The organism is Streptomyces sp. NPDC003077 (genome assembly GCF_040611095.1).
GTDB lineage: Bacteria > Actinomycetota > Actinomycetes > Streptomycetales > Streptomycetaceae > Streptomyces.
This window is the reverse complement of the sequence record NZ_JBEXNM010000075.1, coordinates 27021-43358: the sequence shown is the minus strand read 5'-3', so window position 1 is coordinate 43358 and position 16338 is coordinate 27021. Positions and strand designations below refer to the sequence as shown.

General features: G+C 74.4%; 1 protein-coding gene. It reads left to right on the top strand.

Going from position 1 to position 16338, the window contains the following annotated elements:
• The first annotated feature begins 10 nt into the window (after window positions 1-10).
• Window positions 11-16309 (top strand): type I polyketide synthase, encoded by a 16299-nt coding sequence (locus tag ABZX96_RS32570; RefSeq protein WP_355551357.1) that lies wholly within the window; start codon window positions 11-13, stop codon window positions 16307-16309.
• The last annotated feature ends 29 nt before the right edge of the window (window positions 16310-16338 follow it).

Below are 16338 nucleotides of genomic sequence, written 5' to 3'. Positions count from 1 at the left end.
CTGGGCGAGCGTGGAGCGGGAGGACGCGCAGGCGCTGGCCGGCACGCTGGGGCTGAGCGCCGAGGAACTGGACGTCGTCGTGCCGAAGCTGTCCGTGTGGCGGCGGCAGCGGCGCGAGCGGAACGCCGTGGACGGCTGGTCCTACCGCATGACCTGGCAGCCGGTGGGCCGGATGCTGGCGGGGGAGCGGCCGGGGACCTGGCTGTTCGCCGCTCCCGAGGGGAGCGAGTGGGCCGCGTCGGTCGGGGAGGCGCTGACCGCGCAGGGCGTGCGGCTGGTCCCGGTGCCGGTCGGGACGAACGCCGACCGGCCGACGTTGGCCCGTCTTCTGACGGAGGCCGCGCAGGCGGTACGGGCTGGGGACGAGGCACGAGACGTGGACGGGGAGACTGACGCTGAAGCCGCCGCGCTCGCGGGCGTCATCTCTCTCCTCCCCGACGACGAGACGACCGCTTCCGACGCCCCCACCCTCACCCAGGGCCTCGCCCGCACCGTCCTGCTCACCCAGGCGCTGGGCGACGCCGGGCTCGACCTGCCGCTGTGGTGCGTCACCCACGGCGCGGTGGCCACCGGCCGCCCCGACGACGAGCCGGTGCGCCCGGAGCAGGCGCAGGTCTGGGGCTTCGGCCGGGCCGCCGCCCTGGAGTACCCGGGCCGGTGGGGCGGGCTGATCGACCTGCCCGCGACGATCGACGACCGGACGGCCGGTCGCCTCGTCGCCGCCCTCACCCAGCCCGCGGGGGCCCGCGAGGGCCAGCCCGCCGCGGCCCGCGAGGACCAGCTCGCCATCCGCGCCTCCGGCGTCTTCGCCGCCCGGCTCGTCCGCGCCCCGCGCGGCACCGCCGCGCCCTGGACGCCGCGCGGCACCGTACTGATCACCGGCGGCACGGGCGCGCTCGGCGGCCACCTCGCCCGCGACCTCGCCGAAGCCGGTGCCGAGCACCTGGTCCTGACCGGCCGCCGGGGCCCGGACGCCCCCGGCGCCGCCGAGCTGAAGGCCGAACTGGAGGCCCTGGGCGCCCGGGTCACCCTGGCCGCCTGCGACATCGCCGACCGCGACGCCGTGGCCGCGCTCCTCGCCGAGCACTCCTTCACCGCCGTCGTGCACGCCGCCGGAGCCGGGCAGTTCGGCCCGCTGGACGAGCTGACGGCCGCCGACTTCGCCCGCACCCTGCGCGCGAAGGTCGAGGGCGCCCGCCACCTGGACGAGCTGCTGGGCGACCGCGAGCTGGACGCCTTCGTCCTCTTCTCGTCCATCGCCGGCGTGTGGGGCAGCGGCATGCAGTCCGCCTACGCGGCGGCCAACGCCCACCTGGACGCGCTCGCCGCCCGGCGCCGGGCGCGCGGCCTCGCCGCGACCGCCCTCGCCTGGGGCCCGTGGGCCGACGGCGGCATGGTCACCGACGACGACGAGGCGCAGCTCCGCCGACGCGGCGTCCGCACCCTGCCGCCGCGCCTGGCCGCGTCCGTGGTCCGGCGCGCGGTGGGCGACGGCGGTGCGGTGGGTGGAGGCAGTGGGGCGAGCGACGGCGGTACGGCGAGTGCCGGGCACCGGCCCGCCGCCCTGGTCGTCGCCGACATCGAGTGGGAACGGTTCATCGAGCCGTTCACTCTGGCCCGTCCGAGCACGCTGTTCTCCGAGCTGCCCGAGGCCCGGCAGGTGCAGGAGTCGGCAAGCACGGGCGACGCGTCTCCGCTGATGGCCCGGCTGTCCGGCCTCTCCGAGGCCGAGCGCGCGGCGGCGCTGCGGGAACTCGTCCAGGCGCACGTCGCCGCCGTCCTCGGCCACGCCAACGCGTCCGACATCGAGCCGGAACGGGCCTTCAAGGACCTCGGCTTCGACTCCCTCACCGCCGTCGAACTCCGCAACAAGGTCAACGCGGCGACCGGCCTCACCCTGCCCCCCACCCTCGTCTTCGACCACCCCAACGTGGCCGCGCTGGCCGCCTTCCTGGATGAGGAACTGCTCGGGGCCACGCCCGCCGGGGCCCACGCGCTTTCCGTGCGCACCGCCCATGACGACGACGAGGACCCGATCGCCATCGTCGCGATGAGCTGCCGCCTGCCCGGCGGCGTCGACTCGCCCGAGGCCCTGTGGGACCTCGTCCGCTCCGGCGGCGACGCGATCTCCGGCTTCCCCGAGAACCGCGGCTGGGACATCGACGGCCTCTACGACCCCGACCCCGAACGCGTCGGCACCACCTACACCCGCGACGGCGGCTTCCTGCACGACGCCACCGACTTCGACGCCGCCTTCTTCGGCATCTCGCCGCGCGAGGCGCTGGCCATGGACCCGCAGCAGCGCGTCTTCCTCGAATCCTCCTGGGAGGCGTTCGAACGGGCGGGGCTGACCCCGGCCGCGCTGCGCGGCAGCCGCACCGGCGTGTTCGTCGGCATGGCCTACCAGGGCTACGGCGCCGACGTGCGACAGACCCCGGAGGGCGTCGAGGGCCACCGCCTGGTCGGCGGCGCGTCCAGCGTCGTGTCCGGCCGCGTCGCCTACACCTTCGGTCTTGAGGGCCCGGCGGTCACCATCGACACCGCCTGCTCGTCCTCCCTCGTCGCCCTGCACCTGGCCATCCAGTCGATCCGCAACGGCGAGTGCGAGATGGCGCTCGCCGGCGGCGTGACGGTGATGGCCACGCCCAACGTCTTCGTGGAGTTCAGCCGTCAGCGCGGCCTGTCCCCGGACGGCCGGTGCCGGGCGTTCGGCGCGGACGCGGACGGGACCGGCTGGTCCGAGGGCGTCGGCGTGGTGCTCGTGGAGCGGCTGAGCGATGCCCGGCGCAATGGTCATGAGGTGCTGGCGGTCGTCCGTGGCTCCGCCGTCAATCAGGACGGCGCGTCGAACGGTCTGACGGCGCCGAACGGTCCGGCTCAGCAGCGTGTCATTCGGGCGGCGCTGGCGTCGGGTGGGTTGTCGGCTGCCGACGTGGACGTGGTGGAGGGCCACGGCACGGGGACGACGCTGGGTGACCCGATCGAGGCCCAGGCGCTGCTGGCGACGTACGGCCGGGAGCGGGACGCGGACCAGCCGCTCTGGCTCGGCTCCCTGAAGTCCAACATCGGACACACGCAGGCGGCGGCCGGTGTCGCGGGCATCATCAAGATGATCATGGCGATGCGCCACGGTGAACTGCCGCCGACGCTGCATGCGGAGGAGCCGACGCCGCATGTGGACTGGTCGGCGGGCGCGGTGCGGCTGCTGACGGAGGCGGTGGAGTGGCCGGAGGCGGACCGTCCGCGTCGGGCCGCGATCTCTTCGTTCGGTGTCAGTGGCACTAACGCGCACACGATCATCGAGCAGGCGCCGGAGGAGGACGTTCCTGCAGCGGTTGAGCAGCAGCCGGTGTCGTCGGCCGGGCCGCTCCCGTGGGTCCTCTCCGGCAAGGACGAGGCCGCCCTGCGCGCCCAGGCCGAACGCCTGGCCCAGCACCTCGACACCCTCCCCGACTGGCACCCCGCCGACATCGGGCACTCCCTCGCCACCCGCGCCCCCTTCGAGGAGCGCGCCGTGCTGGTCGCCGCCGACCGGGACGAGCTGCTGGAGGGGCTGCGTCACTTGGCGGCGGGGGAGACCTCGGCGTCGGGTGTGGTGGTCGGCCGTTCGTCCGGGGGCAAGGTCGGGTTCCTGTTCTCGGGGCAGGGTTCGCAGCGGGTCGGGATGGGGCGGGAGCTGTATGCCGCGTACCCGGCCTTCGCCGAGGCGTACGACGAGGTGTGCGCGCACCTGGACGTGGCCGTGGATGTGGAGGACCTGACGCCGACGGGGGTGACGCAGCCGGCGTTGTTCGCCATTGAGGTGGCGTTGTTCCGGTTGCTGGAGTCCTGGGGTATCCGGCCGGATTACGTGGCCGGGCACTCGGTCGGTGAGATCGCTGCCGCCCACGTGGCGGGGGTCCTCACCCTGGCCGACGCCGCGAAGCTCGTCTCCGCTCGTGCCTCCCTGATGCAGGCGCTGCCCTCCGGTGGCGCGATGATCGCGATTCAGGCGACGGAGGACGAGGTCCTGCCGCACCTGACCGATGAGGTGGGCATCGCGGCGCTCAACGGCCCGCAGTCGGTGGTCATCTCCGGGGTGGAAGCGGCTGTTACGGCGATCGCGGAGGTGTTCACCGCCCAGGGCCGGAAGACCTCCCTTCTGAAGGTCAGCCACGCGTTCCACTCGCCGTTGATGGACCCGATGCTGGACGAGTTCGCGGCCGTCGTCCGTGGACTGTCCTACGCCGAGCCGACCATCCCCGTCGTCTCCAACGTCACGGGCGCACTCGCCGAGCCCTACACCGCCGACTACTGGGTCCGGCACGTCCGCGAGGCCGTCCGTTTCGCCGACGGCATCCAGACCCTCCACGACCTCGGCGTCATCACCTTCGTCGAGATCGGCCCCGGCGGCGTCCTCACCGCCATGGCGCAGGGCTGCCTGCCCGACGCCGACATCCTCGCCGTCCCCGCCCTCCGTACCGACCGCCCCGAGCCGCAGGCCGTGACCACGGCTCTCGCCCACCTGCACGCCCACGGCACCCCCGTCGACTGGGCGCCCTTCTTCCCGGGCGCGCGCCGCGTCGCGCTGCCGACGTACGCCTTCCAGCGCAAGCGCTACTGGCTGGAGGGGCAGGACGACGCGGCGGCCGTCGCGGTGAGCGGGGCGGACGCGGCGGAGTCCGGGTTCTGGGAGTCCGTGGAGAGGGAGGACGTCGAATCGCTCGCCGAGGCGCTGGGCGTGGGGGCGGACGAGTCGCTGGCCGCGATCATGCCCCGGCTCTCCGCCTGGCGCCGGCAGCGGCGCGAGGACTCGGTGGTGGACGGCTGGCGGTACCGCGTCACCTGGAAGCCGCTCGGGACGCTGCCCGAGGGCGGCGACCCGGGGACGTGGCTGCTGGCCATTCCCGCTACCGAAGAACGGAACGAGTGGGTCGCCTCCGTCGAGACCGCGCTGACCGAACGCGGCCTGCACGTGGTGCCCTTCCCGGTCGAGCCGGGAGTGGACCGCCAGGCGCTGACCGACGCCCTGACGGCCGTCAAGGAGCGGCAGGGTGCCGAGCCGCCGGCCGGTGTCCTGTCCCTGCTGGCCGATGACGAGTCCCCGTCCCGCGACCACCCCTCCCTCCCGCAGGGCCTCGCCGCCACGCTGCTCCTCGTCCAGGCGCTGGAGGACGCGGACCTGGACGCGCCGCTGTGGTGCGCGACCCGCGGCGCGGTGACGACCGGCCGCGCCGACCGGCGCATCCGGCCGGGGCAGGCGCAGGTGTGGGGCTTCGGCCGGTCGGCGGCGCTGGAGTACCCGCGGCGTTGGGGTGGTCTGGTCGACCTCCCCGAAACCGACACGCTGGACGCCCGCGCGGCGGCCCGCCTCGTCGGCGTGCTCACCCAGACGAAGGGCGTACTCGCCCAGACGGAGGGCGTACTCCCCCAGCAGGCAGCGGGCGGGCGGCTCCCGGCCGGTGAGAGTGCCGTCCCCGAGGACCAGGTGGCCATCCGCACCTCCGGCGTCTTCGGCCGCCGGTTCGTGCGGGCCGGGGGCCGTACCAGCGACCGACCCTGGTCGCCGCGCGGCACGGTGCTGATCACGGGTGGTACGGGTGCGCTGGGCGGGCACGTCGCCCGCTGGCTGGCGGAGTCGGGTGCCGAGCACCTGGTGCTGACCAGCCGCCGGGGCGCGCAGGCCCCCGGCGCCGACGCACTCCGCGCCGAACTGGAGGAACTGGGCGCGCGGGTCACCCTCGCCGCCTGCGACGCGGCCGACCGGGACGCGCTCGCCGAGGTGCTGGACCGGCACCCGGTGGACGCCGTGGTCCACGCGGCCGGTGTGGGCGACCACGCCCTGATCGCGGACACCGACCCGGCCGCGTTCGCCGCCACCCTCGCCGCGAAGGTCGACGGCGCCCGCCACCTGGACGAGCTGCTGGGCGACCGCGAACTGGACGCCTTCGTCCTCTTCTCCTCCGGCGCCGGCATCTGGGGCGGCGCCAGCCAGGCCGCCTACGCGGCGGCCAACGCCTACCTCGACGCCCTCGCCGAACACCGCCGCGCCCACGGCCGGACCGCCCTTGCCGTCTCGTGGGGCGGCTGGGCGGACGGCGGCATGGCCGACGTCGGCGACGGCGAAGCCATGCTGCGCCGCCGCGGCCTGCCGCCGATGCGGCCCGCGCTGGCGATCTCCGCCCTGCGGCAGGCGCTGGGCGCCGACGAGACCGCCGTGACGGTGGCGGACTTCGACTGGGACCGCTTCGTCGGGCCGTTCACGATGGCCCGTCCGAGTGCGCTCTTCTCCGACCTGCCGGAGGTGCGCCGCGCGCTGGAGTCCACCGCGCCGAGCACCACCGGCACCGGCGGCTCACCGCTGGCGGAACGGCTGGCCGCCCTGACGGCCGCCGAGCAGGACCGGGCCCTGGTGGACCTCGTCCGCACCCACGCGGCGGCGGTCCTGGGCCACGACGGCACCGACGAGATGCGCGCCGACCGGGCCTTCAAGGACCTGGGCTTCGACTCCCTCACCGCCGTCGAACTCCGCAACAAGCTCACCGCCGACACCGGCCTGTCCCTGCCCACCACCCTAGTCTTCGACTACCCGCACCCGAAGGCGCTGGCCGCCTTCCTGCGGGAGGGCCTGCTGGGCTCGTCCGCCACCGAGGCCGGCCCGGCCCTCGCGCCCGTCGCCGCGGCGGACGACGACCCGATCGTCATCGTGGCGATGAGCTGCCGCCTGCCCGGCGGCGTCGACTCGCCCGAGGCCCTGTGGGACCTCGTCACCTCCGGTGGCGACGCGATCTCAGGGTTCCCCGACAACCGCGGCTGGGACCTGGCGAACCTCTACGACCCCGACCCGGGCGTCCCCGGCAAGACCTACGCCCGCGACGGCGGCTTCCTCTACGACGCGGGCGCCTTCGACGCCGGACTGTTCGGGATCTCGCCGCGCGAGGCGCTGGCGATGGACCCGCAGCAGCGGCTGCTGCTCGAAGCCTCCTGGGAGGCGTTCGAGCGGGCCGGCATCGACCCGTCCTCGCTGCACGGCAGCCGCACCGGCGTCTTCGTCGGCATGTCCTACCAGGGCTACGGCGCGGGCCTCCCGCAGGTCCCCGAAGGCGTCGAGGGCCACCTGCTCACGGGTGGCGCCGCGAGCGTCGTCTCCGGCCGGGTCGCCTACACCTTCGGTCTTGAGGGCCCGGCGGTGACGGTGGACACCGCGTGCTCCTCCTCGCTGGTCGCCCTGCACCTGGCCATCCAGTCGCTGCGCAACGGCGAGAGCACGATGGCCATCGCGGGCGGCGTCAACGTCATGGCCGTACCGGCCGCCTTCGTGGAGTTCAGCCGTCAGCGCGGTCTGTCGCCGGACGGCCGCTGCAAGGCGTATGGCGCCGACGCGGACGGCACGGGGTGGGCCGAGGGCGTCGGTGTGGTGTTGGTGGAGCGGCTGAGTGACGCTCGGCGACTCGGGCACGAGGTGCTGGCGGTCGTTCGTGGTTCGGCCGTCAATCAGGATGGTGCGTCGAACGGTCTGACGGCGCCGAACGGTCCGGCTCAGCAGCGTGTCATTCGCGCGGCGCTGGCGTCGGGTGGGTTGTCGGCGTCGGACGTGGACGTGGTGGAGGGCCACGGCACGGGGACGACGCTGGGTGATCCGATCGAGGCCCAGGCGCTGCTGGCGACGTACGGGCAGGAGCGGGACGCGGACCAGCCGCTGTGGCTGGGCTCCCTGAAGTCGAACATCGGGCATGCCCAGGCGGCGGCGGGCGTGGCCGGGATCATCAAGATGATCATGGCGATGCGGCACGGTGAGCTGCCGCGCACGCTGCACGCCGAGGAGCCGACGCCGCATGTGGACTGGTCGGCGGGCGCGGTGCGGCTGCTGACGGAGGCGATGGAGTGGCCGGAGGGCGATCGTCCGCGTCGGGCCGCGATCTCGTCGTTCGGTGTCAGTGGCACCAACGCGCACACGATCATCGAGCAGGCGCCGGTGGAGGACGCTGCTGCTGCGGTTGAGCAGCCGGTGTCGTCGGATGCGGTGGCGTCGGTGTCGGCCGGGGTGATCCCCTGGGTTCTCTCCGGCAAGTCCGAGGCGGCCCTGCGGGCCCAGGCGGAACGCCTGCTGAGCCACCTGGAGCGCCCGGCCGGGAACCCCGAGACCGGGGAGCCCCTGGCCGGAGACGAGGTGCCCGGCAACGACGCCGCCCGGCAGCCCTCACCCGCCGACCTCGCCTACTCCCTGGCCACCACCCGCGCCGCCCTCGACCACCGCGCCGCGGTGATCGGCGACGACCGGGACGCTCTCCTGGCCGGGCTGCGCGCACTGGTCGCGGGGACCCCCGCCTCGGACGTCGTCCTGGGCCGCGCCCACACCGGCCAGGTCGGCTTCCTCTTCTCGGGCCAGGGCTCGCAGCGGCTCGGCATGGGCCGCGAGCTGTACGCGGCGTACCCGGCCTTCGCCGAGGCGTTCGACCAGGCGTGCGCGCATCTGGACGGCCATCTGGAACGGCCGCTGCGCGATGTGGTGTTCGGCGCCCTTGACGGTGACGAGGCGGACAGCGGCGCTCTGGAAGGCCGGCTGAACGAGACCGGGTTCACGCAGCCGGCGTTGTTCGCCATTGAGGTGGCGTTGTTCCGGTTGCTGGAGTCGTGGGGGGTTCGGCCGGATTACGTGGCCGGGCACTCGGTGGGCGAGATCGCGGCGGCGCACGTCGCCGGGGTCCTGTCCCTGGCCGACGCCGCGAAGCTCGTCTCCGCGCGGGCTTCGCTGATGCAGGCCCTGCCCTCCGGCGGCGCGATGATCGCGATCCAGGCGACGGAGGACGAGGTCCTTCCGCACCTGACGGACGAGGTGGGGATCGCGGCGCTCAATGGCCCGCAGTCCGTGGTGATCTCGGGCGCCGAGGATGCTGTGGCAGCGGTGGCTGAGGTGTTCACCGCCCAGGGCCGCAAGACCTCCCGCCTGAAGGTCAGCCACGCGTTCCACTCGCCGCTGATGGACCCGATGCTGGACGAGTTCGCGGCCATCGCCCGCGATCTGTCCTACGCCGAGCCGACCATCCCGGTCGTCTCCAACGTCACGGGCGCGCTCGCCGAGCCCTACACCGCCGACTACTGGGTCCGCCACGTCCGCGAGGCCGTCCGTTTCGCCGACGGCATCCAGACGCTCCACGACCTGGGCGTGACGACCTTCATCGAGATCGGCCCCGGTGGCGTCCTGACCGCCCTCACCCAGTCCGTCATCCCGGACGCGGTGACCGTGCCCGTCCTGCGCACCGGCCGGGCGGAGCCCGAGGCGGTCACCGCCGCCGTGGCCCAGGCGCACGTGCACGGGGTGCCGGTGGACTGGTCCGGCTTCTTCGCCGGTCGTGGTGCCCGGCGGGCGGCGCTGCCGACGTACGCGTTCCAGCGGCAGGACTACTGGCTGCTGTCCGCCGCGCCCGATGGCGAGACGGCCGGGGAGGCCGTGGACACCGTCGACGCGGAGTTCTGGGAGACGGTGGAGCGTGAGGACCTGGAGTCCTTCGCCGCCGCTCTCGACCTCCCGGCCGAGCAGCTCGACGCGGTGCTCCCGCGCCTGTCCGCCTGGCGGCGGCAGCGGCGCGAGGAGTCCGCGGTGGACGGCTGGCACTACCGCGAGACCTGGAAGCCGCTGACCGGCCAGGGGGCCGACGGGACGCTCTCCGGCACGTGGCTGCTGGCGGTCACCGACGAACTCGTCGAGAGCGACTGGGTGGAGACGGTTCAGGCCGGCCTCACCACGGGTGACGCGCGCCTGCTGACCGTCGTCCTGAACCCGGCCGCCGACCGGGACACTCTCGGACGCCAACTCCGGGACGCGGCGGCAAACGCCCCGCGGAACCCGGAGGACGACGCCCGGACTCCGATCCCGCCGCTCACCGGCGTGATCTCCCTCCTCGGCGCGGACGAACGCCCGCACCCGGAGCACCCGGCGGCCTCCGTCGGCACCGTCCTGTCCCTCCTGCTGGTGCAGGCGCTCGGGGACACGGACATCGACGCCCCGCTGTGGGCGCTGACCAAGGGCGCCATGGCCACCGGCCGCGCCGACGAGCAGCCGAGCGCCGCCCAGCACGCGGTGTGGGGCCTGGGACGGGTGGCCGCACTGGAGCACTCGGCGCGTTGGGGCGGTCTGATCGACCTGCCGCAGACGATCGACGACCGGGCGGTCCGCCGCCTGTCCACCTTCCTTGGCCAGATGGCCGACGATCAGCCCGGCGCCGGACACCCGGCCACCACGGCCCCGACCGTCCCCGCCGAGGACCAGATCGCCATCCGCGCCCAAGGCGTGTACGGGCGCCGGCTGTCCCGCGTCACGACCACCCGCCGTACCGGCGGCGGCGACCGCCCGTGGTCGCCGCGTGGCACGGTGCTGATTACGGGTGGTACGGGTGCGCTGGGCGGGCACGTCGCCCGCTGGCTGGCGGAGTCGGGTGCCGAGCACCTGGTGCTGACCAGCCGCCGGGGCGCCGACGCGCCCGGCGCGGCCGAATTGCGCGCCGAACTGGAGGCCCTGGGCGCCCGGGTGACCGTGGCCGCCTGCGATGTCGCGGACCGCGAAGCCCTGGCGTCACTGCTCGACGGGCACCCGGACATCCGCGCGGTCGTCCACACCGCCGGTGTGGACCAGCTCGACCCGCTGCCCACCATGACGCCGGGCGCCTTCGCCGACGTCCTGTCCGCCAAGGTCGCGGGCGCCGTCCACCTGGACGAACTGCTGGGAGACCGTGAGCTGGACGCGTTCGTCCTCTTCTCGTCCATCGCGGGCGTCTGGGGCAGCGGCCACCAGGCCGCCTACGCGGCGGCGAACGCGGCCCTCGACGGCCTCGCCGCCCGCCGCCGGGCCCGTGGCCTGCCCGCCACGGCGGTGGCCTGGGGCCCGTGGGGCGACGGCGGCATGGCCGAGGGCGACGGCGCGGCGGAACGCCTGCGGCGCCGCGGCCTGATCCCGATGCCCGCGCACCTCGCGGTGTCGGCGCTGCGGCGGGCGCTGGAGTCCGGCGAGCCCACCACGACCGTCGCCGACGTCGACTGGGCGCGCTTCCTGCCGCCGTTCACCTTCGGCCGCCCGAGCCCGCTGCTCGGCGACCTCGCGGAGGCGCAGCGGACGAAGGAGGACCCGGCGGCCGGGTCCCACGGCACCGGAACAACGGCTGTGGCGGCCTCCCCGCTCGCCGAGCGTCTGGCCGGCCAGTCCGAGGCGGCACAGCTCACCGCGCTCGTGGACCTCGTACGCGGCCACGCCGCCGCCGTCCTCGGTCACCGCGACACCACGGACGTGGAGGCCGACCGGGCGTTCAAGGACCTGGGCTTCGACTCCCTCACCGCCGTCGAACTGCGGAACGTGCTGAACGCCGACACCGGCCTCAGCCTCCCGCCGACCCTGGTCTTCGACTACCCGAACGCCCACGCCGTCGCCCGGCTCCTGCGCACGGAACTCACCGGTCACCTGCCCGACGCCCCGACGGCCACCGGCCCCGTCGCCGCTCCCGTGGAGGACGAGCCCCTGGCCATCGTCGGGATGGCGTGCCGCTTCCCGGGCGGCGTGGGCTCGCCCGAGGACCTGTGGGAGCTGGTGCGGTCCGGGACGGACGCGGTCGGGGAGTTCCCGGACGACCGGGGCTGGGACGTAGACAGTGTCTACGACCCCGATCCGGACGCCGTGGGGAAGACCTACACCCGACGGGGCGGATTCCTCTACGAGGCCGGGCAGTTCGACGCCGGGTTCTTCGGGATCTCGCCGCGCGAGGCGGTCGCGATGGACCCGCAGCAGCGGCTGCTGCTGGAGACGAGCTGGGAGGCGTTCGAACGGGCCGGGCTGGACGCGGAAGCGGTCCGCGGCAGCCACACCGGCGTCTTCGTCGGCTCCGGCTACCAGGACTACGCGACCCACGCCCTCCAGGCCATCGACGACTCCGACGGCTTCTTCGGCACCGGCAACTCGGCCAGCGTGATGTCCGGCCGCATCGCCTACACCTTCGGGCTTGAGGGCCCGGCGGTGACGGTGGACACCGCGTGCTCGTCCTCGCTGGTCGCCCTGCACTGGGCGGCCCAGGCGCTGCGCAACGGCGAGTGCTCCATGGCACTGGCCGGCGGCGTGATGGTCATGTCCACCCCGCGCGCTTTCGTGGAGTTCAGCCGTCAGCGCGGGCTCTCCGCCGACGGACGCTGCAAGGCGTTCGCGGCCGGGGCGGACGGCACGGGCTGGGCCGAGGGCGTCGGCATGCTCCTCGTCGAGCGGCTGAGCGACGCCCGCCGCAACGGTCACCAGATCCTGGCGGTCGTCCGCGGCTCCGCCGTCAACCAGGACGGCGCGTCCAACGGCCTCACGGCCCCGAACGGCCCCGCCCAGCAACGCGTCATCCGCGCGGCCCTGGCGAACGCCGGTGTCTCGGCCGCCGAGGTGGACGCGGTCGAGGCGCACGGCACGGGCACGACGCTGGGCGACCCGATCGAGGCGCAGGCCGTACTCGCCACCTACGGCCAGGAGCGGGAACCGGGCCACCCGCTGTGGCTCGGCTCCCTGAAGTCCAACATCGGGCACGCCCAAGCGGCGGCCGGTGTCGGCGGCATCATCAAGATGGTCATGGCCATGCGCCACGGCGTCCTCCCGCAGACCCTGCACGTGGACGAGCCGACGCCGCACGTGGACTGGTCCGCGGGTGAGGTGAAGCTCCTGACGGAGCCCATCCCCTGGCCGGAGACCGGCCACCCGCGCCGGGCCGCCGTCTCCTCCTTCGGCGTCAGCGGAACGAACGCGCATGTGGTCCTGGAGCAGGCCCCCGCCGATACCCCGGCGGAAGCCACCGAGCCGGTCCCGGCCGCCGCCCCCGCCGTTCCTGCCGCGCTGCCGTGGGTGCTGTCCGGGAAGACGGACGCGGCGCTGCGTGCTCAGGCGGGGCGGTTGCTGCAGCACCTGAGTGGCCGTGAGGTGTCCCCGGTGGACGTCGGTTTCTCGCTGGCGGTCTCGCGTGCCGCGCTGCGGTCGCGGGCTGCTGTGGTGGGCGAGTCCAGGGATGAGCTGCTGGACGGGCTGCGTCACTTGGCGGCGGGGGAGACCTCGTCGGCCGGTGTGGTGGTCGGGCGTCCGTCCGGGGGCAAGGTCGGGTTCCTGTTCTCCGGGCAGGGTTCGCAGCGGGTCGGGATGGGGCGGGAGTTGTATGCCGCCTATCCGGCGTTCGCCGCCGCGTATGACGAGGTGTGCGCGCATCTGGACGTGGCCGTGGATGTGGACGCGGACGATCTGAGCCAGACCGGGTTCACGCAGCCGGCGCTGTTCGCCATCGAGGTGGCGTTGTTCCGGTTGCTGGAGTCGTGGGGGGTTCGGCCGGATTATGTGGCCGGGCACTCGGTGGGTGAGATCGCCGCCGCCCACGTGGCGGGGGTCCTCACCCTGGCCGACGCCGCGAAGCTCGTCTCCGCTCGTGCCTCCCTGATGCAGGCGCTGCCGTCCGGTGGCGCGATGATCGCGATCCAGGCGACGGAGGACGAGGTCCTGCCGCACCTGACCGATGAGGTGGGCATCGCGGCGCTCAACGGCCCGCAGTCGGTGGTCATTTCGGGTGCCGAGGACGCTGCGGCAGCGGTGGCGGAGGTGTTCACCGCTCAGGGCCGTAAGACCTCCCGCCTGAAGGTCAGCCACGCGTTCCACTCGCCGCTGATGGACCCGATGCTGGACGAGTTCGCGGCCGTAGCACGCGGCCTGTCGTACGCCGAGCCGACCATCCCCGTCGTCTCCAACGTGACAGGAGAACTGGCCGAGCCCTACACCGCCGACTACTGGGTCCGCCACGTCCGCGAGGCCGTCCGTTTCGCCGACGGCATCCAGACCCTGCACGACCTGGGCGTATCGACCTTCGTGGAGATCGGCCCGGGTGGGGTCCTGACCGCCATGGCGCAGGGCTGCCTGCCCGACGCCGACGCGCTCACCGTCCCCGCCCTCCGCACCGACCGCCCCGAGCCCCAGGCTCTGACCACGGCCCTCGCCCAGCTCCACACGCACGGCGTCTCGCCGGACTGGCAGGCCTTCTTCCCTGCCGCCGCCCAGCGCGTCGACCTGCCCACCTACGCGTTCCAGCACGAGCGCTACTGGGTGGACGTGACGGCAGCGAAGCAGACGGCCGCCACCAGCACCGACCCGGTGGACGCCGAGTTCTGGGCCACGGTCGAACGCGAAGACCTGGAAGGCCTGACCGGCACGCTGGACATCCGGCCCGACGACGCCCTGAGCGACGTCCTCCCGCGCCTGTCCGCCTGGCGGCGGCAGCGCAAGGAGCAGGCGGCCACCGACGCGTGGCGCTACCAGATCACCTGGAAGCGACTCGCCGACCGGACCGCCGCCGGAGTGGAGTCGGGCCAGCCGGGTACCTGGCTCGTCCCGCTGAGCGCCGGCACGCAAGACGACGCGTGGGTGACCGCGTGCCTGAAGGCCCTCGAAACACAGGGAAGCGCGAGCGGTCTCACCCTCGTCCCCGTCCCGATCGCCCCGGACACCACCCGTCAGGAGCTGGCCGCCCAGCTCACCGCCGCCGCCTCCGGCGCCCCCGTCGCCGGGGTGCTGTCCCTCCTGGCGGCCGACGCCGCGCCCGGCAGCGAAGCCGGACCGGTGCCGACGCGCGGGACGGCTCTGACGCTGCTGCTCGTCCAGGCGCTGGGCGACGCGGGCCTCGACGCACCGCTGTGGTGCGCGACCGGCAACGCCGTCCAGGTGGGCTCCGCCGATGTCCCGGCCGGGCCGGGGCAGTCCCTGGTGTGGGGGCTGGGCCGGGTGGTCGCACTGGAGCACGCGGCGCGTTGGGGCGGTCTGGTCGACCTGCCCGAGGTCGTGGACGAGCGGGTGGCGCGCCGACTCGTGGCGGTGCTGTCGCAGTCGGACGAGGACCAGGTCGCGGTGCGTGCCGACGGCACCTTCGTGCGTCGCCTCGGGCGCGCCGGTGACGTGCCGGCGAAGCGTTCGTGGTCGCCGCGCGGCACGGTGCTGATCACCGGTGGTACGGGTGCGCTGGGCGGGCATGTCGCCCGCTGGCTGGCGGGGTCGGGTGCCGAGCACCTCGTCCTCACCAGCCGCCGGGGCGCCGACGCGCCGGGCGCGGCCGAACTGCGCGCCGAACTGGAGGCCCAGGGCGCACGCGTCACCCTGGCGGCCTGCGACGTCGCCGACCGGGAAGCGCTCGCCGCGCTGCTCGACCGGCACCCGGACATCCGCGCGGTCGTGCACGCCGCCGGTACCGCCGAGGCCGGGATGCTCATGGAGACGAACGCCGAGGAGTTCGCCGCGACGGTCGCCGCCAAGGCGGCGGGCGCCGCGCACCTGGACGAGCTGCTGGGGGACCGGGAGTTGGACGCCTTCGTCCTCTTCTCCTCCATCTCCGGCGTCTGGGGCGGTGGCGGACAGGCCGCGTACTCCGCGGCGAACGCCTACCTCGACGGGCTGGCGCGGCACCGCCGGGCCCGCGGCCTGGCGGCCACCGCCGTGGCCTGGGGCCCGTGGGGCGGCGGCGGCATGGTCGCGGACGCCGGGGACGAGGACCGGCTGCGGCTGCGCGGCCTGACCGCCCTCGAACCGGCGCGGGCGCTCTCCGCGCTGCGTCGCGCGCTGGAGGCCGGGGACACGCAGGTCACCGTGGCGGACGTGGACTGGGCGCGGTTCATCGTGCCGTTCACGATCAGCCGCCCGAGCGCGCTGCTGGGCGACCTGCCGGAGGTGGCGGCGGCGTTCGCCGACGAGCCGGCCACCGGGGAGGCCGCCGACACCGAGCAGCCGACCCTGCTCGCGAAGCTGTCCGCCCTGCCCTCGGACGAGGAACGGCGGCGGCTGCTCGTGGACACGGTGCGCGCGAACGCCGCGGCCGTCCTCGGCCACGCCGACGTCACCGCCGTGGAACCCGACCTCCCCTTCCGCGACCTGGGCTTCGACTCCCTGACCGCGGTGGAGCTGCGCAACAAGCTCACCGCCGACACCGGCCTGACCCTGCCCGCCACGCTGGTCTTCGACCACCCGACCCCGCTCGCCATCGCCCGCTACCTCGCGGACGAGCTCGGCGGCGGCGCCGGAACGCCGGAGGTCTCGGTGTTCAGCGAGCTGGACCGGCTGGAGACGGTGATCTCCACGGCCACCGCCGACGAGGAGACGGTCCGGGCCAGGGTCCGCACCCGCCTGCAGGAACTGCTGTCGCTGGTGAACGCCGGCGGCACGCGGGCGGTCGGCGACGACGGGGCCGAAGCGGCCGACGACGCCCGGCGCAAGCGCGACGCGCAGCGGGAGTTGGAGGACGCCACGGTCGACGACATCTTCGATCTGATCGACAAAGATCTAGAAATCTCCTAGTTCCCGGCCCTCTAGCGTGAAGAACAGCC